The organism is Paenibacillus sp. MT86, assembly GCF_058792535.1.
Window position 1 is genome coordinate 2,548,837 of sequence record NZ_CM179499.1, and the last position, 26,179, is coordinate 2,575,015.

Below are 26,179 nucleotides of genomic sequence, written 5' to 3' on the forward strand. Positions count from 1 at the left end.
TGAAAGATGAAACAATTACGTGTCGGCATGATCGGATATAAATTCATGGGCAAAGCCCACAGCAACGCATATCGAAGCCTTCCGATGTTTTTTCCGAAGGCGCTGAAGCCTGAAATGGTGGCCATCTGCGGCCGCAATGCGTCGGCCGTGCAAGAAGCGGCGGATCAGCTGGGCTGGCGTGAAAGCGTTACCGATTGGAAACAGCTCGTGAATCGGGAGGATATCGATCTGATCGATATCAATGCTCCAAGCGACGCCCATAAGGAAATTGCCATGGCCGCGGCAAAGGCCGGCAAGCATATTTTTTGTGAGAAGCCGCTTGCGCTGACCTTGGCCGACGCCAGAGAGATGCTGCAGGCTGCGGAAGATGCGGGAGTCACCCATATGGTCGGATTTAACTACAGATTTTCTCCGGCCGTAAGACTGGCCAAGAAATTGATTGACAGCGGCAGATTGGGCCAGATCTATCACTTCCGTGCCTGGTTTCTGCAGGACTGGATCATGGACCCGCAGTTCCCGCTGGTATGGCGGTTACAGAAGGAAGTGGCCGGCTCCGGCTCGCACGGGGATCTGGGCGCTCACCTGATCGACCTCGCGCATTATCTGGTCGGGGATATGCAGGAAGTAATCGGGATGAGCGAGACCTTCATCAAGGAGCGTCCCATTGCCAGCGAGATGACCGGATTAAGCGCAAAAGGAAGCGAAGGCGGCCCCATGGGCCAAGTTACGGTAGACGACGCTACGTTATTCATGACCCGCTTCGAGAATGGGGCGCTGGGCAGCTTCGAGGCCACGCGGTTTGCCGCGGGACACCGCAGCACCAATTCCTTCGAGATCAACGGCAGCTTGGGCAGCGTGAAATTTGATTTTGAACGGATGAACGAACTGGAGGTTTACTTCACGACCGACGATGAGGACGTTCAGGGCTTCCGCCGGGTACTGGCTACCGATCCCGTACACGATTATATGGAAGCATGGTGGCCGCCGGGGCATACGATCGGTTTCGAACACACCTTTACGCATGAAATCCTTGAGCTGTCGAACGCGATTTCGGAAGGACGGCAGCCCGTGCCTAATTTCGCGGACGGCGTAAAATGCCAAGCCGTCCTGGAAGCCGTGGATAAATCGATTGAAGAACGCCGCTGGGTGCAGCTGTCTGAAATGTAATCATAGTCATTCGGCCAGGGCTTGGCCGGACACATAAAAAAGGAGTGCTACGCATGAAACAGGCTTTAATCGTATGGGGCGGCTGGGACGGACACGAACCGGAGCAGGTTGCCGGCATTTTTGCGGAATTGCTTCGGGGCGAGCAGTATGAAGTGGAAGTATCCGACACGCTGGATGCATTTAACGATGCTGAGAAGCTGCAGGGTTTGGATCTGATCGTGCCGGTATGGACGATGGGCGAAATATCGAAGCAGCAAGTGGAGAACGTATCGCTTGCCGTGCAGAAGGGAACCGGCTTGGCCGGCTGTCATGGCGGGATGTGCGATTCTTTCCGCAATAATGTGGATTGGCAGTTCATGACGGGAGGAAACTGGGTTGCGCATCCGGGGAACGACGGAGTGGAGTACCGGGTCGAGATCAAATCCAGCTCCAGTCCGCTTGTGGAAGGGCTGCAGGATTTCACCGTGGCATCCGAGCAGTATTATCTGCATGTGGATCCGGCCGTCGAAGTGCTGGCCACCACCCGTTTTCCGGTTGCGGCAGGACCGCATCTGCTGAACAAAGCGGTTGACATGCCGGTGGCGTGGACGAAGCGCTGGGGATACGGACGGGTCTATTACAATTCGCTGGGTCATCATGCAGATATCGTCGACATGCCGCAGGTGAAGGAAATGATGCGGAGAGGACTGCTGTGGGCCGCCGAGGGCAAGTCATTGTATGCCGGCTCGGACATGAGTTTCTTTACCGAAGGTCAGGGCTACACAGGCATGGGAGACAGCCAATAAAGGCAGAAGGAGACTGGGATCATGAAGAAGGTAAAGGTAGGCATTATCGGCTGCGGTAAAATCAGCGGCATTTATATGGAAAACTGCCACAAGTTCGACATCCTGGAGCTGACGGCCTGTGCGGATATCGATCGAGCCCGTGCCGAGGAACAGGCCGCCAAATATAATATCCCGAATGTTTATACCACCGAGGAGCTGCTCGCGGACCCGGAAATTGAGCTGGTCATTAATCTGACGATTCCTGCCCTTCATGCGCAAATTATGCTGGATGCATTGGAAGCCGGAAAGCATGTGTACGTCGAGAAGCCGCTGGGCGTAACCCGGGAAGAAGGCAGAGCGGTGTTGGACATGGCAGCAGCCAAAGGGCTGCTGGTAGGATGCGCCCCCGAGACATTCCTTGGAGCCGGTATCCAAACGGCCCTGAAGCTGATTGAGGATGGACGTATCGGCAAGCCGATCGCAGCAACCGCATTCATGATGAGCCGCGGACATGAGCATTGGCATCCGGATCCGGAATTTTATTATGCCGCCGGCGGCGGTCCGATGTTTGACATGGGGCCTTACTATCTGACGGCACTGGTCCAATTGCTGGGACCGATCCGCGGTATTAGCGGAATGATCGGCGCTGCGCTCGCGGAGCGGACCATTACCAGCGAGAAGAAGCAAGGGCAGAAGATTAAGGTAGACATTCCTACGCATGTAGCCGGACTTATCGATTTTCAGAATGGAGCCATCGGCACGCTGATTACGAGTTTCGATGTGTTCGGAGGCAGCACGCTTCCTAATATTGAGATTTACGGCACCAAGGGTACGCTTCTCGTTCCGGATCCCAACACCTTCGGCGGGCCGGTAAAATACCGATTGACCGGTGAAACCGAGTGGACGGAAGAACCTCTGCTTCCGGGGTATAACGAGAATACGAGGGGGATCGGCCCTGCGGATATGGCCTACGCCATCCGGAGCGGAAGAGCTCATCGAGCGAGCGGCGAGCTTGCCTATCATGTGCTTGAAGCCATGTGGGGGTTCCATGATGCTTCAGATGTCGGCAAACGGTATGAGATGTCCAGCACCTGCGACATCCCGGCACCGCTTCCGCTTGATTTGCCGAAGTACACCCTGGATCAATAATATTGCGTCACATGTTAATAGCGGCTTACCCCAAAGGTCAACTGGACCCGGGGTAAGCCGCTTTACACTGTGTCGGGAACTCTATATCGCACTGGCTAACCTGTCTATTCCGAACTGGAATGGAGCGACAAGAGGTTATTCTTTTACGACAAGACCGAATATTTTCGTTAGCGGAATGGCTTGATGCGGCGATATAATGCATCCTTGAAGATCTTCCAGCGTTGCGCCGATATGGTGGAAGTCCGTTCGGCTTAGATCGATTCCCGCAAGTTTCGTGCCGGAGAACTGCGATTGATCGATCTGGCAGTCCATAAACTCTACCTTGCTTAACTCGGAATGATAAAAATCCGATTTGACGAGCGATGTCGATTGGAAGGATACCTGCTTCATGTTGGCAAACCGGAACGTGGCATAGTCGCCCGTACAATGGTCGAATACGACATTACGAATGGTGGCGGCCGTCAGGTCGAGCCCCAATATTTTGCAATGATTAAATTGTACCCGATACATGATGGCCTCGCTGAGATCAACATTGGACAAGTCGCAGTGATTGAACACGAGGTCCGTCAGTTCGGCATGATGGAGCGTGACGTGCTGGAACGTCACGTTATCGAAGATCATTTGGTCGAACTGAACCTTGTTGGCCGTAACATAGACAAGCGTCTCGTCCTGACAAGCGGATTGAACGAACGAGGATTCGTCGTCAACACCGGCGTCGGACAGGATCACAGGCTCAAGCTGCTTGGGGAGCTTGGGTTTCACGATTTTGATCGGTGCCGATGAACCGGCCGTATTGGGGGGTGCCATGATTTTTTCCTCCAAACATAGGAATAAGAATTGAAATAATAACTTAACGGAACACACCGCATAGGTTTGAATAGAAGTATAACATGTCCTTATCCCATTGTCCGGTCCCTCGCATTGATGGCGGCGTCCAGGGTTCCGCCGTGCCGATTCGGTGACCATGCCAGCAGACTGACGCGGCTGTTGCCCGATAGATCAGCAAGGAAAGGCGTCGTCTGTTCTCCGGCAGCCCATGGCCCAAAACATTCTTCCTGCCGCCCGAAGGCCGTTCCCGAGCTGTACAGGATGAACCACTTACCTGAAGCAGGTTGAACGAGAACCAAATCTTCCGGCCCGTCTCCATCGACATCCCCTAACACCACGGACAGGGGCGAACCAAAGGGATCCTCGGCGGAATACCAAACGCCGGCATTCCGAAGCCGTGTACCGCTGCTTAGCCAGACCTGACATGCTCCGGAGGCGGAGTTCCACACCACCAGATCATCCAGGCCATCGCCATTTACATCTCCGATGCACGGTATCATATCATTGCTCTGTAAGGAAACCTCATGCTGAATAAGGGGAGGAGAAAAGCTCCCCCCGGAACTGTAAGCGATGGCCGCTTTACCGGTGACGTCATCCCATAGAAATAAATCATCTCTGCCGTCCCCGTTAAAATCTCCCGTTAAGGATTTCCAATTCAGGGCTCCGGGCTCGGACAGCCAAATCCCGTCAGGTGCTAAACGGCTGCTGCCGGCGCCCAAGGCAACATGGCATATCCCAAGCTCTGCATGCCATACTGCCGCATCGATAAAGCCGTCGCCGTCGAAATCGCCTGTCATTGCGGTGCCGCTAGGGGATGGCGGCCAGTCGGCCGATAGCGGACGTATCGAATGTATGCCATTATGGATTCTAAGGGGGGACCGGATCCCAAGATCCAAGGCGTACCATGTGTTGCTGGCCTCGTCCCGAATGATCCATCGGTTCGGGAGCTTGTTTCTTTTGGCGTGCAGAAACTTGGGACGCTTCATGCTCAACCTGTCCGACAGCCCGGTTTCCCTGAAATCCGGTATGAAGGGGAGGATGGAGGTTAAGGATACAAACGATTTACGCTCCCTCTCGAAGAACCGAAGGATCCTTCTGAGCGGCGAGTGTTGGTCATAATGCACGGTGCCGTCATCAAGGAATCGGATATATGGAAATTCAAGATAAGGGTGGTAAAAGAACGAGGCCAGTTCGCGTTCACCCGTGAAATCTTTTAAAGTCTGTTCCATGCGAGCAACTTCGGCTTCGATGTTATGGCCTGAAACATAATAAAGCGGCGTGGGAACATAGATTGTTCCGTTCGTCAACGGATCGTCCAGGTTGTGCCGGAGCACGGCTGTCTTCGCATTCGGTTCGTCCGGCGGAGATTCGTACAGGACCCCGTTGCAGATCTCGATGATCTGCCGCTGAACCGGCGATGCGGCATAATGCGGCGTCTCGAACCAGGCCGCGGCAAAGCCCGCCGTTTGGAACGCTTGATGCCCCAGCTGAACCCGCCGATAGGCATAGGATTGCTGCAGCTGCAGGAGCGAAGCCACAGCCTCGGGGAGATCATCCGGCGGACAATCGGCGGTGCATTCCGAATATGCAAATTCGAATCCGTCACCGCTTGCCGATCTCCCGTACTGATGCGTATAGCCGTGAATGCCAAGCGAGGCGCCGAGCGCTGCCATCGTGCGGAGCAGCCGCACAAACCGAAGGGAAGCTTCATCCTGCAGGTCGGCTATCGAACGGTCCGTATGTTGCGCCGGATCAACATAACGGGGAATAACGGCCAGATGAAAGGGGATTTGCAGCTGGTGCAGGAATCTTGCGATGACAAGCAGCTTTGCTTGTTGTTCTTCCGTCCCGTACCATCCGCCAGGGCCGATATCTTCAAGCCGTATCATTGCTTTATTCATGTACAGACCCTCCTTTCACGGGCATCCGAGCGCCATGTGGTATCCGATACATTTTATTTATGCTAGTTGTGGGCTTAGCGTCATCAGGATGAAGCAATCAATGATAAAAAGAGGATCTTCGAGCCTCTCCGCGAATACCAAGAGATCAAGAGAGGAACAGGAGGAAGTGGAAGACCATGCAGATTCGAATTGCAAATGAGCAAGATGCCGAAGGCATTGCTAGCGTACATGTAAACAGCTGGAAAACGACGTACAGGGGGATCGTCGATGATGATTTTTTGCAAAAGCTTTCCGTTGCGGACCGCGTAGAAGGCTGGCGCAGGAAGCTTGCCAATATGCCCGAAGACGAACAGCTACTGGTTATTTCAGACGAACATGGCAAGGTTTACGGGTTTATGTCGTACGGGACGGAGCGAGAGCAGAAGATCTCCCATGAAGGAGAACTCTACGCGATCTATCTCTTGGAAGAAATTCAAGGGCAGGGATGGGGAAAACGGCTATTTGCCAGGTTGAAGGAATTTCTGCAAACGAGAGGATATCGTTCGTTGTCGGTTTGGGTGCTGGTAGGCAATAAAGCCGAGCAATTTTATAGATATATGGGCGCTCAAGAGCTGAAGCAAAAAGAGATTGTCATCGGGGGAAAAAGACATGCCGAATTGGCACTGCTTTGGAGTTCCCTTGACCAAATCCGCTCATCTTCCTGAAGGTCTTCGCTCGGTTTTACATTAATGAGAGAATCCACTATGATGGAGATATACCCCGGCGGGTAACTCGATTTTTGATTTTGCCGCACTATAGGAGGTTCGCATTTGAGTATTATTCCGATAGGTCCGTTGATGATCCGAGCCGATATGGTGATATTTCTGATCTGCGCCGCGGCCGGGTTCGCCGCACTTCGCATTCGTTTGCGCCAGATGCCGCAGCGGGAATGGATCCTGGACACCTATTTATCCGTCATCATCATAGGTTTTCTCTCATGGAAATTCGGGATGCTGGTATTCGATCCGATCCGCACCCTCCAGCATCCGACCTCGCTGATCTACATGACGGGGGGAGTCAGGGGCATATGGCTGGGGGTTGTTCTCGCTATCGTCTACGCTGCACTTCGCTGGAACAGGAAGAGGGGGGAGTCTGGCCTGCTGCTGAAATCGGCGCTGTTATCGGCCTTTGCAAGCGGAACGGCAGGGTATCTCTTTCAGTGGCTGTGGGCGGATGGTGCGAGTGTGACGCCTTCTTTATTCTATGCTCTGATGTTCGGCGTCTTGCTGACGGTCAGCTGGCTTCGCTTTCAGGCACCGCTGCCGCAATTCCTTACGCTGGGATTAGGAAAAAACAAGGCGGTTATGGTCGTGATGGCGGCTCTCTTCGCGTGGGTCATCTATGATTTCGCTTCGGACACGGCCAGCGAGCAGGAAGCAGCCGCACCGTCCCACCAAGAGGGGAGCCAGGAAATCGCAGCGGAAGGTTTGAAGCCTGGGCTTCGCGCGCCGGATTTCACGCTGACCGATTCAGAAGGCAGGGAGATCAAGCTGTCCGATTACCGCGGGCAAACCGTACTCCTTAATTTTTGGGCTTCCTGGTGTCCGCCTTGCAAGGTCGAAATGCCTTATATGCAGGATTTTTACGAGAAACATCAGGATGACGACGTTATCATACTGGCCGTCAATATGACCCATCTGGAAAAAAGCAAGAGCGAAGTACAGTCTTTTGTTGAGAAGAACGGCATCACCTTTCCCGTCCTGTACGACCAGCATGGTGAGAACACCGGGCGGTACGAGGTGGTGGCTTATCCGACCACCTACGTCATTTCGCCTGGCGGCATCGTATCAGAACGGTTTCAAGGCGCGATCGACGAAGATATCATGGCCAGAGCTTACCGCAAGGCTAGCGATTAAGCTAGGTTAATGGCGGAATTTTGGTTGCGTGGACTTCTATCTCTGCCGCCTTCTCCCCAGGAGGAATATAATACACAAACGCTTGGGAGGGGGAGAAGGATTGCAGCCAATACCAATTTCGGCAGAAGGATGCAAAGGTTACGTCGGCAAAACCGTTTGCGCTGTCATGCATGATGGGACGGAAGTCGTGGGGACGATTCGCGGTGTACATGATCGGGGTCTTGAACTCGAATTTGCGAACCCATCCGCATATATATTGTCCGCCAAAGGGAAAAAGGGCAGAAAATCTTCGAAGTCGACCAAAGGCGGTGCACAAACGTCCGCATTTGGACCGTACGGCTACGGCGGTTTTGGACCGTATGGAGGCTACGGTTTCGCAGGCAATGTGCTTGCTTGGGAAGCCATTGCCTTGTTGTTCCTCATTCCGTTTTTATTTATCTAAACCCACATCAGGATATGGATCAAGGCCAGCAGTTTTCGATGAGACAGTCGGGGAAGGTGCCCCATACTGTCTCTTTTTCTATGTCCATTTTATAAATTTCGCGTGGATTGGGTACGGTTGAAGGGTTCGGCGGATGCATCGGATTGACTGATCAGCCATATCACAGGGGTAAAGGCAACGAGAAAACAGCTGCCCGCCAGAATCGGCAGCAAGGACCATTCCGCCACGGAGTAACCGAGAAGCGTCTGCCATCCGATGGCGATCAGTCCGAATAAATAGGCGAGGCCGCTGATATGGATGATTATCGGTTTGACGGCAGCATTGACGGATTTTCTCATGGACAGCCAGGCCACCAAAGGAATGGCCTGCAGTGCATGAAACCCGAGTCCGTGCAGCCAAATGATATTGCCGCCGATCCCGGTGAAACGACCCGCGTTGATGGAAATCCAGATGCCTGCCGCAAAAGATACCAGCACCGCGATCATGGCATAACGGATGCCGAGACCAAGCTCCGGATGGGCCTCTATTACACGCTTGCGGAAATATTGAGCCCCCAGGATCAGGTAGAACACGATGAGCAGAAGCGCAACGGCAGGAAAAATCGTGGAGATGACATGATCGAAGGATGAACCGTTCCGAACGAACCTCGGATCGACGCCGCGGAAATGTTGTACGGTCTCGGCGAAGTAGGAGAACAACACTAGGGGAATGTAACAGCAGCGGTAGATCGATTGGCTTCGTGGCCGCATGCCGGAAACCGGTAGAACGCTTGCGGTTGATAGGATGAATATTCCCAGGGCCGCGTTGAAGGAAAAGGCTTTGGAGACATCTCCGTCCGGTGAGACAGGTCCGCCATGGAGCAGCACCCATACCCCGCAAATTCCGGCCAGCAAAAAGCCGAGCAGACTCGTCAGCATGAGCCATGTCTCCTGTTTATACAGCCGGTATGCCCCGCTGGCCGCTTCACGTGCAAGTCGGTTCATAATGAATACCCTCTTTCGGAAAGATGAATTGTTTCTAATGTACAAGAGAACGGGAGCTGCTTTAACGGGCTGGGGATGTAATGGGCACCGTACCCCGGGATGATTTCATGGCTGGGCTTAAGCCGGGGATGAGATGGCTGTTTCCGCATGGGGAATGAGGAGGTCAGTGCTTTTTTACTAGATCGGGACCTGATGAAAATGAATCCTTCGCTTGATTGTTCCTTTCCTGTATACCTACTAAAATTGAAAAATGTGGTTATTGCTTGGTAGATCGGTTTAATAGTTTATGGAATTGAAATTTGTTTGTAGACTGCCTGAAGAAGCAGGGCGGCGAGACAGAAGGGGCGTCCGTATTTATGTCCAATCGAATATTAGTTACACCCGAGCAGCTGGAGCAGGTATCCGCGCAATTTGCCCAATCAGGGCAACTTAGCGGCGATTTGGTGCAGCGGCTCCAGCGAAGCATTCACGAAATGGAAGGTCAGTGGGAAGGGATGACCCGCGAGCGGTTTTACGGGGATTATCAGCATGCCAGGACGACGATGCTCAAGTTTGTGGAGTGCTTGCAAACGATATCCGCCGAGCTGAAGCAAATTTCCGTCAAATTCCGTTCCACGGATGAAATGGTGAACGGTGCTGCAGCTGGAGGAGCCGCAGCAGGCGCGGGCATTATGGCCGGGGCGGCAACCGGAGCGGGAATCGCTGCGGCGGCAGGCGCTGCATCCAAGACTTCCGGCGTGGCCGCTAAATCCTCAAGCAACCCGCTGGACGCAGCGCTCAAAGGAGTAGAAGTGGAAGGCAGCGTAATCAAGCACGAAGAGAATGGACTTTATGCCAAAGCAATAACAGGCAGCGCGGGAGCGAGCTTATCCGAAGGAGCGCATGCCAGCGGGGCTGTTGTTGAAGCAGGCTATGCGAATGATCATGTCGAAGGATCGGTTAGCCTGGTGAAGGCCGAAGTCGAGGCGGCGGTCAAGGACGGTACGCTTAGCGTCGGAGCTGAGGCTACATTAAACAAATATGAGGGCGGCGTGAATATTCCGCTTCCTTGGACGGATAAAGAGCTGCACATCGGAGGTTCCGCTTCACTGGGCGTGCTCGGCGCATCCGCGGAGGTGGGCAAGAGCGGCTTGAAGTTCCACATCCCGTTGGGACCGGGAGCAAGCCTCGTCGGAGTCGGCGGAGCGATTACGGTAAAATAGAAGGGGGCGCACAGCCTATGGGCGACAGACAAAAACGGTTCAAATACATAATGGTGATTATTGCTATCGTCGGCGTTCTGGGCACGGTGATTCCGAATCTGCTGGACACGAGTTACGCGGCAGCGGAAAAAGCCGTCATCTGCCTATCCTTTCTCATTGGAGTACCGCTCGTAGTGTCGATTGTCTATTGGATCGGTAAAAAAATAATGAAGGGTTGATCAACATGGAACAGCATGAGCAAACGGAGCAGAAGCTGCTGCCAATCGGATCTGTAGTCAAGTTCAAGGATTGGGACCAGACGCTGATGATCTATGGCCGGATGCAGAACGACTCCAAGACGCTAAAGCGTTGGGATTACGTTGCCTGCTTCTATCCTCACGGAAATCTGACCGCGGATTCCAACATCTTTTTCAACCATAAGGACATCTCGGAAATCGTATTCACGGGTTACGTCAACGAGGATGAAATTGCATTCCGTGATGCATTGTTGGAAGGAATTGCAAAAGCGGATCAAATGGCGGCCGCGGGCTCCGGCACGGACCATTCATAAATCAAATATAGCAGCTCGGTTCGTAAAGCAGCTCTGACAAGAGCTGCTTTTTTGTTTGTACGGGATTTACATTGAAAACCAAACAAACAAATATAATATCTTTGTTTATTTTTGAAAATATACTATTCAAAAATAAACGGGCGTGTTAATATGGGAAACAAATGAAAGCAAATTCATATGGTCAATCGGAGGGGAAGCTTCATGGTTCAGAGCTTATGGGAACAATCAAAGGCACAGCAGGCACAAAATACATTGGATGAGCTTGTCTATCGCTCGAATTTGATTGGTGCCGACCGGCGCGTATGCAACTGGGGCGGCGGCAACACATCCAGTAAAACAACGATTCAGGATTTTCGCGGCAACGACGTCGAGGTAATGTACGTGAAAGGCAGCGGATCCGATCTGGCCACCATGAAAGCGGGCAATTTCACAGGCTTGCGCATGGAGGATATCCGGCCGCTGTTCGAACGAGATTCGATGTCGGATGAGGAAATGGTGGCATACCTGGGTCATTGCATGGTAGATGCGAAGCACCCGCGAGCATCCATAGAAACGCTGCTGCACGCGTTCTTGCCGTTTCGGCATGTGGATCATACGCATCCGGATGCCATTATCAGCTTGTGCTGCGCCCATAACGGCAAAGAATTAGCCCGGGAAATTTTCGGCGATCGATTTGTGTGGGTTCCATATGTCCGCCCTGGCTTTACGCTGTCGAAGATGATCGCGGAAGGGGTGCTGGCTAATCCGAACGCCGAGCTTGTGCTTATGGAGAAGCACGGCCTTGTAACCTGGGGCGACACCTCGGAAGCTTGTTACGCACAGACGATTCGCATCATAAGTGAAGCGGAAGCCTTCATTGAAGCCCGAGTGAACAACGACAAGCTGTTCGGCGGCCGGAAGCATGCGCCGCTTGCCGCGGAAATCCGCCGGAGCATCGCTGCGGAAGTGATGCCTGCCGTACGCGGAGCCGTCAGCGACGCGAAGAAAATGATCCTGTCCTTCGATGATCAAGACGATGTGCTGGACTTCGTCGGCGGCATCGATTCGCCGAAGCTGTCCCAAGTAGGCGCCGCTTGTCCGGATCATTTGGTTCATACCAAGGTTGTTCCCCTCTTCATCGATTGGACGCCGAACGCTGAAGATATCGAAGGCCTTAAGGCAAAGCTCATCGAGGGCATTGCGGCATACAAAGCGCAGTATCAAGCCTACTTTGAACGCAACCATCATGAAGGCGACGTCATGTTCGAAGCGGCTCCGCGCGTCATCCTGATTCCCGGAATCGGAATGATCAACACCGGCAAGAGCTGGGCGATGTCGCAAGTCAGCGGCGCCCTGTATCACCGGGCAATCGCGGTCATGCGCGGCGCAACGGCGCTCGGCGACTTCGTATCCCTGAGCGAGAACGAATCCTACAACGTGGAGTATTGGCCGCTGGAGCTGTATAAATTGAGCCTTGCACCGGCCGAAGCGGAGTTTTCGCGGCAGATTGCTTTTATCACCGGGGGAGCCGGGGGGATCGGCAGTGCCGCGGCGCGCAGGCTGGTAGCCGAAGGAGCCCATGTCGTGCTGGCGGACTTAAATCTCGAAGGCGCGCAGCAGGTTGCCGAGGAAATCAATGCAAAGTACGGGGAGAATCGGGCATTTGCTGTTAAAATGGACGTAACCGACGAAGAGGCCGTGCAGCGCGCCTATCGCGAAACCTCCGTAACTTATGGCGGTGTCGATATTATCGTGAACAATGCGGGCCTTGCAACGTCCAGCCCGTTTGACGAGACGTCTCTAAAGGAATGGAACCTGAACATGAACGTGCTGGGCACAGGTTATTTCCTCGTGGCCAGAGAAGCCTTCTCCTTGATGAAGGTACAGGGAATTGGCGGGAGCATGGTGTTTATCGGATCGAAGAACTCCGTTTATGCCGGAAAAAATGTGACCGCATACAGCTCCGCGAAAGCGCTCGAGGCGCATTTGGCCCGCTGCATCGCTGCCGAGGGCGGGGAATACGGCATCCGAGTGAATACGATCCTGCCTGACGCGATATTGCAAGGCTCTGCGATCTGGAACTCGAACTGGAGAAACGAGCGGGCTGCAGCCTACGGGATCGAACCGGATCAGCTGGAAGAGCACTATCGGAAACGCACGACACTGCTCGTGAACATCTACCCGCAGGACATTGCCGAAGGCATTGCTTACTTTGCTTCGTCCAAATCATCGAAGACGACCGGCTGCATGCTGACGATTGACGGGGGAGTGCCCGCAGCGTTTACTCGATAATCGAATGAATGAGTAACCAACCTAACGCAAGGTATCAAGATTTCTTATTAAGATGGGGCGCTGGGTTGATACAACCCGGCTGTCCTCATTCATATGGGAGGATATGCGATGAGGCAGGACGTTGCAAGGAACTTTGAGGAAGCTAAACAGCTCTATGGGCAGCATGGCATCGATGTGGACCAAATCTTGACGGAACTTGAGCGCATCAAAATCTCCATCCATTGCTGGCAGGGAGATGATGTGCGCGGATTCCTGTTCCGTGATCAGGACCTGTCCGGCGGCATTTCCGTGACCGGGGAATATCCCGGGGCAGCCGAAACGCCGGACCAGCTGAGGGCCGACCTGGAAAAAGCGTTATCGCTCATTCCCGGATCCCACAAAGTGAATCTCCACGCGATTTATGCGGATACCGACGAGTCCGTTGATTTGGATCAGCTGGAGCCGAGGCACTTCCAGTCCTGGGTGGATTGGGCCAAGGAGCAGGGGATCGGACTCGATTTTAATCCCACCTGCTTTTCCCACGACAAGTCGAAGGACGGGTTTACGTTGAGTCATGCCGACCCGGCGATCCGTCAATTTTGGATTGAGCATTGCAAGGCTTCGCGAAGAATCGGAGCTTATTTCGGAGAACAGCTGGGTCAGACCTGCGTGACGAATATTTGGGTTCCGGACGGTTACAAGGATATGCCGGTAGACCGAATGGCACCGAGACAGCGGCTGAAGGATTCGCTGGATGAGATTTTTGCCGAGGAGATCAATCCGGAATGGAATTTGGATGCCGTCGAGAGCAAGCTGTTCGGGCTCGGCTCCGAAGCCTACGTTGTGGGCTCGCACGAGTTCTACATGGGGTATGGCATTCGGAACAACAAGCTGATCTGCCTGGATGCGGGTCATTTTCACCCAACCGAGAGCATTGCCGGCAAACTGTCGTCGCTCGCCCTTTTCACCGATGGACTTCTCCTTCACGTCAGCCGGCCGATGCGCTGGGACAGCGACCATGTCGTCATCATGGACGATGAGCTGACCGAGATCGGACGCGAACTGGTGCGCAATCATCTGCTGGATGTTACCCATATCGGACTGGATTTCTTCGATGCCAGCATTAACCGCATCGCCGCGTGGGTTATCGGAACCCGCAATACGATCAAGGCGCTGCTGCGCGCCAAGCTTGAACCGGTCGATCGGCTGAAGCAGGCTGAACTTGAAGGCGATTACACGACCCGCCTGGCGTTGACCGAAGAGTTTAAATCCTATCCGTTCGGAGCGGTGTGGGATTACTACTGCGAACGTTTGGGAGTACCGGTCAGAGAAGAGTGGCTGTCCGAAGTGAAACAGTATGAACTGGACGTATTGCTGAAGCGTTCGCAGGCATGAGAAGAGATGGAATCGTCATCGGGTTCATGCCCGAACCGTTGATTATGATCTGACAAGGAGGCTGGGGAGCGTTGAGCGTTCTTGCATTTGATTTGGGAGCAAGCAGCGGCAGGGCGATGCTGGGCCAGCTGAACAGCCGCACCATCGGCGTGGAGGAAATTCACCGGTTCCCGAACGATCCCGTTCGAATCGGCGACCGCTTTCAATGGGATATCTTACGGATCTACCATGAGATGAAACAGGGCTTGCTCAAGCTGAAGGGGAAACATCGCTTGCCGTCGAGCATCGGCATTGATACCTGGGCGGTAGATTTCGGTCTCCTGGATCGGGGCGGGGAGCTGCTCATGAATCCGTATCATTATCGGGACACGCACACGGATGGCGTGATGGAACAGGTCTTCCGCGAGCTGACGCCTGGAGAAATTTTTGATCGGACCGGCATTCAATTTCTTTCGTTCAATACCATGTACCAGCTTGCTTCGCTCCAACGGAAGAAACCCTATCTGCTTCAAGAGGCTGAGCGATTCTTAATGATCCCCGATTTGCTGCGCTACTTCTTGACGGGCGAGATGGCGAACGAATTCACGAATGCGACCACGACGCAGCTGTATAACCCGCACTCGGCCAGCTGGGATGATCATCTATTGAATTCATTGAAGATCCCTCATGGGTTATTTCATCCTGTGGTTCAACCCGGTACCCATGTCGGGGGGTTAAGGCCTGCCGTAACCGAGGAACTGGGGCTTCCATCCATCCCGCTTTATGCGGTTGCAGAGCATGATACGGCTTCCGCCGTGGTTGCGGTTCCGGCATTGGAGCGGTCGTTCGCCTATTTGAGCTGCGGCACCTGGTCGTTGATGGGGACCGAGGTCGACCAGCCGGTCATTCATGAAAGGGCCCGCGAGCTGAACTTCACGAATGAAGGAGGCGCATACGGCACGTACCGGCTGCTCAAGAACATCATGGGGCTGTGGATCCTGCAGGAATGTCAGCGGACCTGGGGGCGGGAAGGGATGTCGTATTCGTATCCCGAATTGGTTCATATGGCGGAAGCGGCACCGGCATTTGCTTGCTTCATCGATCCAGACGATTCCATGTTCCTCCCTGCGGGTGACATGCCGAAACGGGTAAGGGAATATGCGGCCCGCACGAACCAGGGCGTTCCGCAGAACGATGGCGCGCTTGTGCGCTGCATTATGGAAAGCTTGGCCATGCAATACCGATATGTGCTGGAGTTGACCGAGGAATTGTCCGGACGGAAATTTCAGGGCTTGCATATGGTAGGCGGTGGCATTCATAATGAAACATTATGCCAGTGGACGGCGAACGCCATTGGGAAGCCGGTATGGGCGGGGCCTGCGGAAGGCAGCGCCATCGGCAATATGGCCGTACAGTTCATTGCGCAGGGTGAGCTGTCCGATATATGGGAAGCGCGCGCAGTCATTAGGGAATCCTTCCCGGTCAAGACCTACGAGCCGCAGGATGCTCCCTTATGGGAGGAAGCTTACGGGGTGTTCGGTCAGCGGACCGGGAAGAGATAGAATATACGAACAGTAAGGATGGGCGGTATGATGCTGGTTGCAGAACGATATGAGAAAATAGTACAGTTGGTCAACGAAAGAGGGAGCATCCGCGTCTCCGAGCTGAGTCAGCTCTGCGGCGTAACGGAGGAAACGATTCGCCGCGACCTTGACAGGCTGGAGCAAGCAGGGCGCCTGCGCCGTTCCCACGGGGGAGCGGTTAGCGTGAAGGATCAACCGGAAATTCAGCGGTCTCAGCCGGAAATACCGTATGCTGAACGGGAAATCATGCATGCGCTGGAGAAGCAGCGAATTGCGGAGGAAGCGGTCAAGCGAATCCATCCGAACGACCGCATCCTGCTGGATGCAAGCTCAACCGCGTGGTACATGGCCAAGATCATACCGGACATTCCGATTACCGTGCTGACGAATTCGATTAAGGTGGCCGCTGAGCTGAGCACCAAGGAGCGCGTTCAGGTCATCTCGACGGGCGGGATTCTGGCTCATCGCTCCTTGTCCTTCGTCGGTCCGCTGGCGGAGCGTTCGCTGGAAGCTTATTACGTGGATAAAGCCTTCCTCTCCTGCAAGGGCGTCCACATGGACCGGGGCTTGAGCGAATCCAATGAGCTGCAGGCGAGAATCAAGCAAAAAATGATCGGGATGACGGATGAGACCATTCTGCTTGCCGATGCCAGCAAATTCGGCACGCAGGCTTTTGCGCAGGTCGCCGACCTCGCCGAAGTGAACCTGATCATCACCGACCGGAGATTGACGGAAGAGGAAGCGGCGCCTTATCGGGCGCTGGGTCTTCGAATCGAATCCGTATAAATCAAGTTGCTAGATCATATCAACATGGAATCCCCCCGTTCCGGGGGGTTCTTGCTAGAGGCCGACTCATCGGCCTATCCTGACGATTAGCGGGGTGAAGAGGTTGAAGATTTCATTGTTTGTCACTTGTCTCAGCGATGCCTTGTTCCCGCGGGTAGCTGAATCGATGGCAAGACTGTTCGCAAGGTACGGCGTGCAGCTGGAATTCCCGGAAATCCAGACCTGCTGCGGCCAACCTGCCTACAACAGCGGTTATTGGGAAGAGGCGCGCATTAGCGCCAGGACGATTTTGGACGCTTTTGACGACAGCGACTTTGTGGTGTCCCCTTCGGGGTCCTGCACGTATATGATTCATCATTATCCGGATTTGTTCAAGGACGATCCCGTTTACCTGGATAAAGCGAAAGCGCTTCAATCCAAATGCTATGAGTTTACGCAATTCCTCGTCGACGTGCTGGGCGTGACCGATGTTGGCGCCGTCTATCCGCGCAAGGTAACCTATCATCCTTCCTGCCACGGCAGCCGCCTTCTCGGGGTGAAGGACGAACCGATGAAACTGCTGAGTCACGTCAAAGGGCTGGAGCTCGTCCCTTTGCCGTTTGCCGAGGATTGCTGCGGGTTCGGGGGAACGTTTGCCGTGAAAATGGCGGATATTTCGGGCGCGATGGTAACGGAGAAAAGCGATCATGTGCTGGAAACCGAGGCGTCCGTGCTGGTCGGACTTGACATGGCCTGCCTCATGAACATTGCCGGCAATTTGCGACACCGGGGCGAGAAGGTTCAGGTCAAGCATTTGGCCGAGCTTTTGTACGAGGGGGTGAGCGTGCATGAGCACAGCTGAGACGAAAGCGCAGACGGTGAAGGAGCGTGCGGGTTACGCTCTGAACAATGAATTTCTGCGCAATGCGGTGAAGTTTACGACAGAACGGCTGCGGCTTGGTAAAAAGCTGGCGTCGGAGGAGCATGGGAACTGGGATGCGTGGAGGGAACGGGGGCGCCAGATCCGGCTCCATACCATTGCGCATTTGGATTATTATTTGAATGAGTTTGCCGAGCAGGCCAGGGCGAACGGAGCACATGTCCATTTTGCGGAGACGGCAGAAGAAGCGGTTGCGATCTCCCTGCAGATTGCGGAGCATAAGTCGGCCAAATCCGTCGTCAAATCGAAATCGATGGTGTCCGAGGAGCTGCACCTGAACAAGGCACTGGATTCCATCGGGGTGGAGGCCGTGGAAACGGATCTCGGCGAGTACATCATTCAGCTTGCGGATGAAACGCCTTCCCATATTATAATTCCCGCCATCCACAAAAACCGTTATCAGATCGCAGAGCTGCTGTCCGCGGAGGCGGGCGAAGCGCTGCCGCCGGATACGGCGATTATGGCGGGTTTCGTCCGCATGAAACTGCGCGAGAAATTTCTCGAAGCGGACATTGGCATGACGGGCTGTAATTTTGCCATCGCGGAGACGGGGTCGATGGTCCTGTTCGAGAATGAAGGCAATGCCCGGATGGTGACCACCGTGCCGAAGACGCAGATCACCCTAATGGGCATGGAGCGGATTATTCCTTCATGGTCTGACCTCGAGGTAATGGCAACCTTGCTGCCGCGGTCCGCGACCGGCCAGAAACTGACGGTATACATGTCCGGCATCAGCGGGCCGAAGAGAGAGCTGGATGCCGATGGACCAGACGAAATGCATATTATCATAATTGATAACGGGCGCTCTCTCCAGCTCGGCGATCCGGAATTCCAGGAGCTGCTCAATTGCATACGATGTGGCGCCTGCCTGAATGCTTGTCCGGTATATCGCCATATTGGCGGGCACGCCTATGGAGGCACGTATAGCGGCCCAATCGGTGCCGTATTAACGCCGGCCTTGAACAAAAACGTCGCGGAATGGGACGATATCGCCAACGCATCCAGCCTGTGCGGCGCCTGTTATGAAGCATGCCCGGTCAAGATCCCGCTGCATGACATGCTGGTATCCTTGCGCCGCCGGAAGATTGAAGCCGGACGCGGCGATAAGCTGGAAGCGATGGGGATGAAAGGCTTCTCGGCGGTCATGGGTAATGCCAAGCGTTACCGCAGCGTGGTATCCCTCGGAAAATGGGGTCAGAAGCTGGTCGTGCGGGGCGGCGAGATCCGAACGAGAATCGGTCCTTTGAAGGGATGGAATTCGTACAGGGTGACCCCAAGCCTCCCCAAACATTCCTTCCGTGATCGATGGCCCGAAATGGAGCAGGATATTCGCAGAACCTCGGGGACCATGGATCCTGTAATCGCCGATCGGTTGAGCGAGCGGCTTCGCCAGCAGAAATCCGGAAAGGGGGAGAACGCGCATGACTAACGAAACCGATCGCGGCTGGTTAACCCGTTTAGAAGAACAATCCCGCAGGAAGCAGGAGTTGTTCATGGATGGGATCGCCGCGAAGCTGGGTAGAGATCGGATTCGCTCCGCTCCGGAGCACCCTTTCCGCGGTGCCCCGGATTTCTGGAAAGAATTTAATTGGTCGCTCGAGGAGAAAATTACGCAGTTTACCGCGAACTTTGAAGCAGCCGGAGGCCATGTGGTCAGACTGAGCCATCGCGATGAGGTCACCCGGTTTATCAGGGATAAAGCGATGGAGATGAGCGCAGCTACGATTCTTCGTCAGCAGGAGGACGCGCTGGATCGACTGGGCCTGGAAGAGAGTCTGCCGGATGCGCTGGTTCTCTCCTGGAACGAAGCGGCGGACACCGACTGGAAGGCAGTCGCTGCCAGAGCCGACTTCGGCGTTGTCATGGCCGATTACGCTGCGGCTTACACCGGTTCGATTACGGTGAAGTCCGCCCCGCATAAGGGCCGTTCGGTCAGCCTGCTGCCGACCGTGCTGATGGCTATTATTCCAGTCGAGCGAATGGTTACCCGATTAGGCGAGATTCTCGTTCAGTTCGATCAGGCCGGACGTGAGCAGCTGCCAGCAGGAATCCATTTCATATCGGGTCCGAGCCGTTCCGCCGATATCGAGAACGATCTGACGATTGGCGTTCACGGACCCGGCATCGTATATGCCTTGCTGGTAGATTCCTACGAAACATAATATTTAATCTTTAATGCAAGATGAGCCCCAAGCCGGGAGCAGTCCGTTGGATGCTCCCGGCTTGGGGCTCATTTAGATTATAGAGATACATACGTTTTCAGAGAAACTGAAAACTCGATTCACACCTATTCCTTCTTCCGTTTCCGTCTTCGGTGAAAGTAGATGGATAGCTGCTTTTCTTGCGTATATCCTATTTGCCTTTGCGCGTCAGCTCGGCCAGCCGATCCCACTGCTCATGGGTCACTTCCGATAAGTCGTTGAACTGCCCTGCCCCTTGCAGCCATTCGCCGCCGTCGATGGTGATCACGTCGCCATTAATATAGCCGGCATAATCGGAAATCAGATAGGCGGCGAGATTAGCCAATTCTTCTGGATCGCCAACGCGCTTGAGGGGGATGCGGTCGATCATTTTCTGTTCCAGTTCCGGCGTAGGGGATAATCTTGACCAGGCGCCTTCGGTTGGGAACGGACCCGGGGCGATGGCTACCTGGCGTATGCCGTACGGGGCCCATTCCACGGCCAAGGAACGTGTCAGCGCAAGCACGCCTGCTTTGGCAGCCGCGGACGGGACAACGTAGCCTGAGCCTGTTGAAGCGTACGTGGTGACAATGTTGAGCATCGTCCCGCCTTTGCCTTGCTCAATCCAGCGTTTGCCGACCTCCAGGGTGGCATAGAAGGTGCCGTGCAGGACGATGTTGAGCACGGCATCCACAGCCCGAGGAGAAAGGCGCTCCGTGGGGCTGATAAAGTTCCCGGCCGCATTGTTGACAAGCACATCAATGCCTCCGTAATGCTGCTCTGCCGCTTCAACAAGAGCCGAGATTTGCGCAGGGTCGCGAACATCGCAGCTTTTGTACCATACCTCGCAGCCCTTCTGCTTTAATTCCTCAGCGGTCTGCTGCAGCACTTCTTCCCGGCGTCCGCATATGGCGAGCTTTGCGCCCAGCAACGCGAATTTCTCTCCCATGGCGCGCCCCAGGCCCGTGGCGCCTCCCGTAATTAAAACGACTTTATGGCGAAGCAAATCGTCGGTGAACGGTCCCATCGAAAGATCCCCTTTCAGGCAGATATGGATTTTCAGATCCTTTGTCCGCGTTCTTTATAGAACAGGCTGCATACATCGTCATGCTTAATGCAACCGCTTACTTTCAGGGTAACATGGTTAGCGAATCCAGTCACCACTTTGTTAGATGTGATATGGCGTAAGCGCATAAAGTGAACTCCTCCAAAGAAATCGGGCCGTAGCAGAACAAAGTCCGCTAATTCAGTTTCAGAATGCCCTTGCTTGGTTAGGTTAATTAGAAATGCTGGTTAAAACGATACATAGTCGTAAATTCTACATCTTATACATCACACTGCCACCAGACCCTGGGATTATGATTACATCACGAGATGAGGAAGCTGACATGATTCTAAAATCACTGACGGAGCGGTTGATCCTTAAGACGATTACGGGCAGTCTTTCCGTGGATATCACGAACCTGGATACAGATTCAAGAGAAATCCGGCCAGGCGGCATGTTCGTCTGCGTTCCGGGATATCACGTGGACGGCCACGATTACGCCGAGCAGGCGATACGAAACGGGGCTGTAGCCATCGTGGCCGAGCGGGAGCTTTCGGGACTGTCTGAAAACGTAACACTGATAACCGTACCGGACACCAGAAGAATCCTGCCGATTCTCGCAAACGCTTTTTATGGCGATCCTACGCAGCGTTTGAAATTGATCGGGATTACCGGGACGAACGGCAAGACAACGACGACCCATATGGTAGATAAAATACTTAACGACGCCCGCCGCAAAACAGGGATCATCGGCACCTTGTATATGAAAATCGGAAATCATGCGGAGAAGACGCTGAATACAACGCCGGATACGATCCAACTTATGCGTTATTTTCATACGATGATCTCGCATGGCGGAGAATACGGTGTTCTGGAGGTATCTTCGCACGGATTGGATATGGGCAGGGTCCGCGGATGCGATTTTCAGACCGTCGTCTTCACGAATTTATCGCATGATCATCTGGATTTCCATAAGACAATGGAGAGCTATCGCAATACGAAGGAGCTGCTGTTCGCCCAACTGGGCAACAGTAACCGTGACATGCTGAAGAAGGCCGTCTTGAACGCTGACGATGATGCATCCTCTTATTACGCTAAACGCACATCCGCTCAGATCATAACCTATGGCATTCAGAATCAGGCGGATGTCCGGGCAACGCACATTCATCACACAAGGGAAGGCTGCGCCTTTCATGCAGAAACGCCTTGGGGAAGCAGCGAAGTTAATCTGAAGGTGCATGGAGCACACAACATTTACAACGCGCTGGCCGCCATGACGACCTGCCTGCTGGAAGGGATACCGCTGGAAGAAATCCGCGAAAGTTTGGGACAATTTGCAGGGGTTCATGGCCGGTTTCAAGAAATACAAACAGGACGCCGTTTTGGCGTGGTGGTCGATTATGCGCATAATCCGGACGGTCTTAAGGCAACCTTGCAATCCGCCAAGGCCATTACTTCAGGCAAAATGATATGCGTGATGGGCTGCCGGGGCGAGCGGGACCGATCGAAACGGCCGATCATGGCCGATATTGCATCTTCGTATGCGGATTATGTATTGTTCACGGCCGACAATCCGTTTTCGGAGGATCCGGAGCAGATCATGGCCGAGATGCTGGGCGGCTTAACTTCCCGCGAATCGGGAAACTGGGAGGTTGTCTTAGATCGCAAAGAAGCGATTCAACGCGCAGTGGAAATGGCCGGTGACGAGGACAGGATTATTATAACCGGACGAGGGCACGAAACCCGTTATGTTACGGGCAGCCGGATCGAATCGTTTAGCGATGAGGATATCGTGATGAGTTCTTTGCAGGGCATAGAGCAGGACATCCTGATTATGACACCGGAACCCTAAACAAACCTGGGAGGTGCTGGATTTGAAACGAAAGACGTTCGGCATGATGTTTACAGCAGCGCTGCTGCTACTTGCTGCTTGTACAAGCCAGTCGTCCCCTTCGGCGAACGAAGGAACGCAGGAGGAGAGGCGGGAAGCGACTCCGGATTCATCCTATCAGGTGCTTGCCGAGCAATTGAGAACGCCTTGGTCCATCGATTTTGACGGCGAGACAATTTATATCAGCGAGCGGGAAGGGAATATCGTTCAGATCAAGGACGGCACATTGAACAGACAATCGGTACATACCGAGAAGCCGGTTTCGCATCAAGGAGAAGGGGGATTTCTGGGTTTTGCATTAACTCCTGATTTTCAGGATTCCGGAAAAGCCTTCGCCTATCATACCTATGATCAGGGTGGAGCGCTCATGAACCGGCTGGTCCTGCTGGAGTTGAAGGGAAACCAATGGACAGAGTCCCAAGTCTTCCTTGAGTCCATTCCCGGCTCCAACGTCCATAATGGCGGCAGAATCGCGATTGGTCCCGACGAGATGCTCTATGTTACGACGGGAGATTCGGGCGAGGGTGAGCTTGCGCAAAATCAGGAGAACCTGGCAGGCAAAATATTGCGATTAACGCTGGACGGGAAAGTCCCAGCGGACAATCCGACGGCTGGTTCCTACGTCTATACGTTAGGGCATCGGAATTCGCAGGGCCTGGCCTGGAATTCGGATGGGGATTTCTACAGCTCGGAGCACGGGCCTTCCGGCACGCCGGGCGGACACGATGAGATTAATGAAATCACGGCTGGCAGCAACTACGGCTGGCCCGAAATTTATGGCGATGATACGTTGGAAGGCATGAAACTCCCGCTTTACCATAGCGGCGAAACGGCAATTGCTCCTTCCGGCATCGCTTTTGACGAGCAGGACCGCTTGTACGTGGCGACCCTTCGGGGACAGAAGCTGTACCGGTTCCAGCCGGAGAAAGACGCGCTCGAGACCGAACTGGAAGGCGAAGGCCGATTAAGAGACGTTAAAGTCCATAACGGCAAAACCTATGTCATTACCAACAATACCGATGGCCGGGGCGTGCCGTCCGATCAGGATGATCGACTGCTTGTACTGGAATAATTCCGAGAAACATACATGACTCGTGATTCAAGAGAATAGGATAGGACAAGTGCTATAAGAAAAACGTCTATCGACGTACTTTCTCAGAAGACAGACCGCATATAGCGGAGGTTTTTCTTGCGAGATAAGGTAGGTAAGCCTCTGAAGTTTATACTTTCTTATCTCTTAACAAAAAAAGGACTCCTTCCCGTATGGAAGGAGCCTGAAGTGGCAATAACAGATATTATGTTTGTTTGGCTTCAGCTTGCTTTCGGATCCGGTACACGCATTTCTTATCGCCTTTGGCAAGACATTCGGTACGTTCCACATCCGCTTCCAGCAAGGATTGAAACAGATCAAGCTCGCAGCGGCATGCATGCTGGTACCGGTTGGCTACCTGGGAAATCGGGCAGTTCAGTTCTTCAAGCACATATTCTTCATCCGTGACTTTTTGGTAATCCACCATATATCCGTTGTCATTTTGAATCTGGGCAAGTGCCGCAACCCGATCTTCGAGAGTTTCGGCTTTTACCGTCGGCGTGTACTTGTTTAGCAACGTGTCTTTGCGCTTGTCGAACAGTAAGGATATCATTTCGTCACCAGCTTCGTCCTGGAGCTCGTTAAGCAGATCGAGGGCAAGCGAATGATAGTTCTTAGGGAAAAAATCCTCTGCAGATTCGGTAAGACTGTATAGGGAGACGGGTCTTCCCATCGGCTGCTTCACGGTTCTGTACGTGATGTACCCTTCATTCTTCAAGCTCTCCAGATGGCGACGGACGGCCATGCCTGTAATGCCCAGTGCCTCGGTTATGGATTTCGTGCTGAGTTCACCATTTATTTTCAACATTTGCATGATATACTCGCGGGTGCTGTATGCAACTTCTTGATCCACTATAATCACCGCCTTGTTTCTCGATGAATGCTTTCTTTTGCAACAAAAAAGGTTAAAAAGCAATATGTCTCATCTTATGTCTTTACCTTCTATAAGTCAACCGGAATGGGCGTTTTCGAGGCTGTTCTCTCGCGGTTTGTTGACAACTGGCATGATTAACCACATAATTATGATATATTTTAGTATAAAAAGTATAGAAACCAAGCAATGGATGAGTAATGGGCTTTTTGTAATGATAGTGCGTCATAGAATTTAAAAGATTCTTATAACACTTGGGAAGGTGGAATCACGGATGTATGTTATCGGCTCAGCTTGTATCGAAGAGAAGGCGGGAGAATGCGTTGACGTTTGCCCTGTGGATTGTATAGAAGAAGGAGATGACCAGTTCTACATCGATACCGATATTTGCATCTCCTGCGGGGCTTGCGAAGCGGCTTGTCCGGTGGCGGCCATCTTCTATTTTGAGGATCTGCCGGAAGACCAGAAGCATTATTTCGATAAAGCGGTTGAATATTACAAAAACAAGTAGGGCGCTCGGGCGCTCCGGTTTGAGTCTATCCGCTCTGTTGTCCGTCCGTTTCCGGTAATGGATTAGGCAAGGTAGAAACGGACTCCCAAAGGATCGGCTATCGGGCGCTCCGGTTTAAGGCTATCCGCTCTGTTGTCCGTCCGTTTCCGGAATGAAATTAGACAGGGGAGAAACGAACTCCCAAAGGATCGGCTATCGGGCGCTCCGGTTTGAGTCTATCCGCTCTGTTGTCCGTCCGTTTCCGAAATGGAAATAGGCAAGGTAGAAACGGACTCCCAAAGGATCGGCTATCCTCAAACCTCCGCTGGTGGGAATGATTAAAAGACTAAAGATAAAGATAAGAAATTTAAGAGATTAAGAGATTAAGAGATTAAGAGATTAAGATTAAAGATAAGAGACTTAAAAGAGATCAATAGCGTGCAAAATAGAGCGACTTGAACTGCGTTCATGCTTCGATCTATACATAAGCCATCCGGGATATTCGAGGCCCCCTCGAATTAATTTCTCGGGTGGTTTAATTCGTTTTAGGCGGATGATGCAACGAAGTCCCTAGCGATCTGGGTGAATACTGAAAATATCATAATTTACTGCTCTTAAAGCCATTCGGGATGAAGAATGTTCCAATCATTCTTTTCTCGGGTGGCTTTATTGTTGGGGTGAAACGACGTTGTTACCTACATTTTAGGAGATTTTACGTCATGTTCATGTCATATTGTGCGTGATGGGAGGTCATATGTATGTATGCAGGAGATTGAATTTCTTTCGTAAAAAAGTGAAATGCTTACATTTCCAGAATCA

General features: G+C 53.2%; 24 protein-coding genes. 19 read left to right on the forward strand and 5 right to left on the reverse strand.

All coding sequences use genetic code 11. The annotated features are described in order from the left end of the window. Positions 1-6: 6 nt before the first annotated feature. Genes AC3RCL_RS11230 through AC3RCL_RS11240 form a run of 3 tightly spaced genes read left to right on the forward strand, consistent with a single transcriptional unit; the run spans position 7 to position 3,080 of the window. Positions 7-1,167, forward strand: a complete 1,161-nt coding sequence (locus tag AC3RCL_RS11230; RefSeq protein ID WP_009593136.1) for a Gfo/Idh/MocA family protein — start codon at positions 7-9, stop codon at positions 1,165-1,167. A 53-nt stretch (positions 1,168-1,220) separates the two neighbouring features. After that, entirely contained in the window at positions 1,221-1,952 is a 732-nt protein-coding gene (locus AC3RCL_RS11235; RefSeq protein WP_492535380.1) for a ThuA domain-containing protein, read from the forward strand. Positions 1,953-1,973: 21 nt separating this feature from the next. Continuing rightward, complete coding sequence (locus tag AC3RCL_RS11240) at positions 1,974-3,080, forward strand: Gfo/Idh/MocA family protein (protein WP_492535381.1); 1,107 nt, start codon at positions 1,974-1,976, stop codon at positions 3,078-3,080. A 135-nt stretch (positions 3,081-3,215) separates the two neighbouring features. Here AC3RCL_RS11240 and AC3RCL_RS11245 read toward each other — a convergent pair whose 3' ends face one another. Together AC3RCL_RS11245 and AC3RCL_RS11250 are read right to left on the reverse strand one after the other, a co-directional pair. Further along, positions 3,216-3,887 (reverse strand): pentapeptide repeat-containing protein, encoded by a 672-nt coding sequence (locus tag AC3RCL_RS11245; protein ID WP_213579117.1) that lies wholly within the window; start codon positions 3,885-3,887, stop codon positions 3,216-3,218. Between the two features lie 89 nt (positions 3,888-3,976). Continuing rightward, on the reverse strand, positions 3,977-5,809 hold the full coding sequence (locus AC3RCL_RS11250) for a DUF2334 domain-containing protein (protein ID WP_492535382.1): 1,833 nt from the start codon (positions 5,807-5,809) through the stop codon (positions 3,977-3,979). Between the two features lie 176 nt (positions 5,810-5,985). Here AC3RCL_RS11250 and AC3RCL_RS11255 point away from each other — a divergent pair, with 176 nt between their 5' ends. From AC3RCL_RS11255 to AC3RCL_RS11265, 3 genes are all read left to right on the forward strand, one after another. Continuing rightward, positions 5,986-6,513 (forward strand): GNAT family N-acetyltransferase, encoded by a 528-nt coding sequence (locus AC3RCL_RS11255; protein WP_015736151.1) that lies wholly within the window; start codon positions 5,986-5,988, stop codon positions 6,511-6,513. 105 nt (positions 6,514-6,618) lie between these two features. Next, on the forward strand, positions 6,619-7,704 hold the full coding sequence (locus AC3RCL_RS11260; protein ID WP_492535383.1) for a redoxin domain-containing protein: 1,086 nt from the start codon (positions 6,619-6,621) through the stop codon (positions 7,702-7,704). 100 nt (positions 7,705-7,804) lie between these two features. Then, complete coding sequence (locus AC3RCL_RS11265; RefSeq protein WP_036661398.1) at positions 7,805-8,146, forward strand: hypothetical protein; 342 nt, start codon at positions 7,805-7,807, stop codon at positions 8,144-8,146. 89 nt (positions 8,147-8,235) lie between these two features. Here AC3RCL_RS11265 and AC3RCL_RS11270 read toward each other — a convergent pair whose 3' ends face one another. Further along, a complete protein-coding gene (locus AC3RCL_RS11270) occupies positions 8,236-9,129 on the reverse strand; it encodes a hypothetical protein (protein WP_015736148.1) in 894 nt (297 codons plus the stop codon). Positions 9,130-9,485: 356 nt separating this feature from the next. Between AC3RCL_RS11270 and AC3RCL_RS11275 the strand changes: the two genes are divergently transcribed. The 10 genes from AC3RCL_RS11275 to AC3RCL_RS11320 all read left to right on the forward strand — a co-directional run bounded on the left by AC3RCL_RS11275 (position 9,486) and on the right by AC3RCL_RS11320 (position 19,955). Further along, entirely contained in the window at positions 9,486-10,331 is an 846-nt protein-coding gene (locus tag AC3RCL_RS11275; protein WP_015736147.1) for a WXG100 family type VII secretion target, read from the forward strand. Between the two features lie 17 nt (positions 10,332-10,348). Next, positions 10,349-10,549, forward strand: a complete 201-nt coding sequence (locus AC3RCL_RS11280; RefSeq protein WP_015736146.1) for a hypothetical protein — start codon at positions 10,349-10,351, stop codon at positions 10,547-10,549. Positions 10,550-10,554: 5 nt separating this feature from the next. Beyond that, on the forward strand, positions 10,555-10,881 hold the full coding sequence (locus tag AC3RCL_RS11285; protein WP_015736145.1) for a DUF4176 domain-containing protein: 327 nt from the start codon (positions 10,555-10,557) through the stop codon (positions 10,879-10,881). A 201-nt stretch (positions 10,882-11,082) separates the two neighbouring features. Further along, positions 11,083-13,152, forward strand: a complete 2,070-nt coding sequence (locus AC3RCL_RS11290) for a bifunctional rhamnulose-1-phosphate aldolase/short-chain dehydrogenase (protein ID WP_015736144.1) — start codon at positions 11,083-11,085, stop codon at positions 13,150-13,152. Positions 13,153-13,260: 108 nt separating this feature from the next. Then, positions 13,261-14,526 carry an L-rhamnose isomerase gene (rhaA, locus tag AC3RCL_RS11295; RefSeq protein WP_015736143.1) on the forward strand — a complete coding sequence of 422 codons (1,266 nt, stop codon included), beginning with the start codon at positions 13,261-13,263 and terminating at the stop codon, positions 14,524-14,526. A gap of 71 nt (positions 14,527-14,597) precedes the next feature. Then, positions 14,598-16,067 (forward strand): rhamnulokinase, encoded by a 1,470-nt coding sequence (locus AC3RCL_RS11300; RefSeq protein WP_015736142.1) that lies wholly within the window; start codon positions 14,598-14,600, stop codon positions 16,065-16,067. A 30-nt stretch (positions 16,068-16,097) separates the two neighbouring features. Then, positions 16,098-16,874 carry a DeoR/GlpR family DNA-binding transcription regulator gene (locus AC3RCL_RS11305; RefSeq protein WP_096774604.1) on the forward strand — a complete coding sequence of 259 codons (777 nt, stop codon included), beginning with the start codon at positions 16,098-16,100 and terminating at the stop codon, positions 16,872-16,874. 103 nt (positions 16,875-16,977) lie between these two features. After that, positions 16,978-17,715: a (Fe-S)-binding protein gene (locus tag AC3RCL_RS11310; protein WP_041622021.1), complete on the forward strand. Its 738-nt coding sequence runs from the start codon at positions 16,978-16,980 to the stop codon at positions 17,713-17,715. Then, positions 17,702-19,222, forward strand: coding sequence for a LutB/LldF family L-lactate oxidation iron-sulfur protein (locus AC3RCL_RS11315; protein WP_015736139.1), 1,521 nt, complete (start codon positions 17,702-17,704; stop codon positions 19,220-19,222). Before AC3RCL_RS11310 ends, AC3RCL_RS11315 begins: the two co-directional genes overlap by 14 nt. Then, complete coding sequence (locus AC3RCL_RS11320) at positions 19,215-19,955, forward strand: LutC/YkgG family protein (RefSeq protein WP_015736138.1); 741 nt, start codon at positions 19,215-19,217, stop codon at positions 19,953-19,955. The genes AC3RCL_RS11315 and AC3RCL_RS11320 overlap by 8 nt, the downstream gene beginning before the upstream one ends. 190 nt (positions 19,956-20,145) lie before the next feature. On the opposite strand, the gene AC3RCL_RS11325 is transcribed toward AC3RCL_RS11320, so the two are convergent. Beyond that, the gene (locus tag AC3RCL_RS11325; protein ID WP_015736137.1) at positions 20,146-21,000 is read right to left on the reverse strand and encodes an SDR family oxidoreductase; all 855 of its coding nucleotides are present in this window, start codon (positions 20,998-21,000) and stop codon (positions 20,146-20,148) included. 361 nt (positions 21,001-21,361) lie between these two features. Here AC3RCL_RS11325 and AC3RCL_RS11330 point away from each other — a divergent pair, with 361 nt between their 5' ends. Then, positions 21,362-22,870 carry a UDP-N-acetylmuramoyl-L-alanyl-D-glutamate--2,6-diaminopimelate ligase gene (locus tag AC3RCL_RS11330; protein WP_492535384.1) on the forward strand — a complete coding sequence of 503 codons (1,509 nt, stop codon included), beginning with the start codon at positions 21,362-21,364 and terminating at the stop codon, positions 22,868-22,870. A 22-nt stretch (positions 22,871-22,892) separates the two neighbouring features. Continuing rightward, positions 22,893-23,981, forward strand: coding sequence for a PQQ-dependent sugar dehydrogenase (locus AC3RCL_RS11335; RefSeq protein ID WP_015736134.1), 1,089 nt, complete (start codon positions 22,893-22,895; stop codon positions 23,979-23,981). A gap of 223 nt (positions 23,982-24,204) precedes the next feature. Here the strand turns inward: AC3RCL_RS11335 and AC3RCL_RS11340 are convergent, their stop codons facing one another. Then, positions 24,205-24,852 (reverse strand): helix-turn-helix transcriptional regulator, encoded by a 648-nt coding sequence (locus tag AC3RCL_RS11340; protein WP_009592087.1) that lies wholly within the window; start codon positions 24,850-24,852, stop codon positions 24,205-24,207. A gap of 292 nt (positions 24,853-25,144) precedes the next feature. On the opposite strand from AC3RCL_RS11340, the gene AC3RCL_RS11345 reads away from it, so the two are divergent. Beyond that, positions 25,145-25,381, forward strand: a complete 237-nt coding sequence (locus AC3RCL_RS11345) for a ferredoxin family protein (RefSeq protein WP_015736133.1) — start codon at positions 25,145-25,147, stop codon at positions 25,379-25,381. Positions 25,382-26,179: the final 798 nt, after the last annotated feature.

Bases quoted from the DNA above. Each gene is read 5' to 3' on its own strand.
- AC3RCL_RS11290 (WP_015736144.1), top strand. From the start codon at position 11,083: ATGGTTCAGAGCTTATGGGAACAATCAAAGGCACAGCAGGCACAAAAT.
- AC3RCL_RS11280 (WP_015736146.1), top strand. From the start codon at position 10,349: ATGGGCGACAGACAAAAACGGTTCAAATACATAATGGTGATTATTGCT.
- AC3RCL_RS11270 (WP_015736148.1), bottom strand. From the start codon at position 9,129: ATGAACCGACTTGCACGTGAAGCGGCCAGCGGGGCATACCGGCTGTAT.
- AC3RCL_RS11320 (WP_015736138.1), top strand. From the start codon at position 19,215: ATGACTAACGAAACCGATCGCGGCTGGTTAACCCGTTTAGAAGAACAA.
- rhaA (WP_015736143.1), top strand. From the start codon at position 13,261: ATGAGGCAGGACGTTGCAAGGAACTTTGAGGAAGCTAAACAGCTCTAT.
- AC3RCL_RS11330 (WP_492535384.1), top strand. From the start codon at position 21,362: ATGATTCTAAAATCACTGACGGAGCGGTTGATCCTTAAGACGATTACG.
- AC3RCL_RS11255 (WP_015736151.1), top strand. From the start codon at position 5,986: ATGCAGATTCGAATTGCAAATGAGCAAGATGCCGAAGGCATTGCTAGC.
- AC3RCL_RS11345 (WP_015736133.1), top strand. From the start codon at position 25,145: ATGTATGTTATCGGCTCAGCTTGTATCGAAGAGAAGGCGGGAGAATGC.
- AC3RCL_RS11230 (WP_009593136.1), top strand. From the start codon at position 7: ATGAAACAATTACGTGTCGGCATGATCGGATATAAATTCATGGGCAAA.
- AC3RCL_RS11250 (WP_492535382.1), bottom strand. From the start codon at position 5,809: ATGAATAAAGCAATGATACGGCTTGAAGATATCGGCCCTGGCGGATGG.
- AC3RCL_RS11325 (WP_015736137.1), bottom strand. From the start codon at position 21,000: ATGGGACCGTTCACCGACGATTTGCTTCGCCATAAAGTCGTTTTAATT.
- AC3RCL_RS11305 (WP_096774604.1), top strand. From the start codon at position 16,098: ATGCTGGTTGCAGAACGATATGAGAAAATAGTACAGTTGGTCAACGAA.
- AC3RCL_RS11285 (WP_015736145.1), top strand. From the start codon at position 10,555: ATGGAACAGCATGAGCAAACGGAGCAGAAGCTGCTGCCAATCGGATCT.
- AC3RCL_RS11245 (WP_213579117.1), bottom strand. From the start codon at position 3,887: ATGGCACCCCCCAATACGGCCGGTTCATCGGCACCGATCAAAATCGTG.
- AC3RCL_RS11240 (WP_492535381.1), top strand. From the start codon at position 1,974: ATGAAGAAGGTAAAGGTAGGCATTATCGGCTGCGGTAAAATCAGCGGC.
- AC3RCL_RS11315 (WP_015736139.1), top strand. From the start codon at position 17,702: ATGAGCACAGCTGAGACGAAAGCGCAGACGGTGAAGGAGCGTGCGGGT.
- AC3RCL_RS11275 (WP_015736147.1), top strand. From the start codon at position 9,486: ATGTCCAATCGAATATTAGTTACACCCGAGCAGCTGGAGCAGGTATCC.
- AC3RCL_RS11235 (WP_492535380.1), top strand. From the start codon at position 1,221: ATGAAACAGGCTTTAATCGTATGGGGCGGCTGGGACGGACACGAACCG.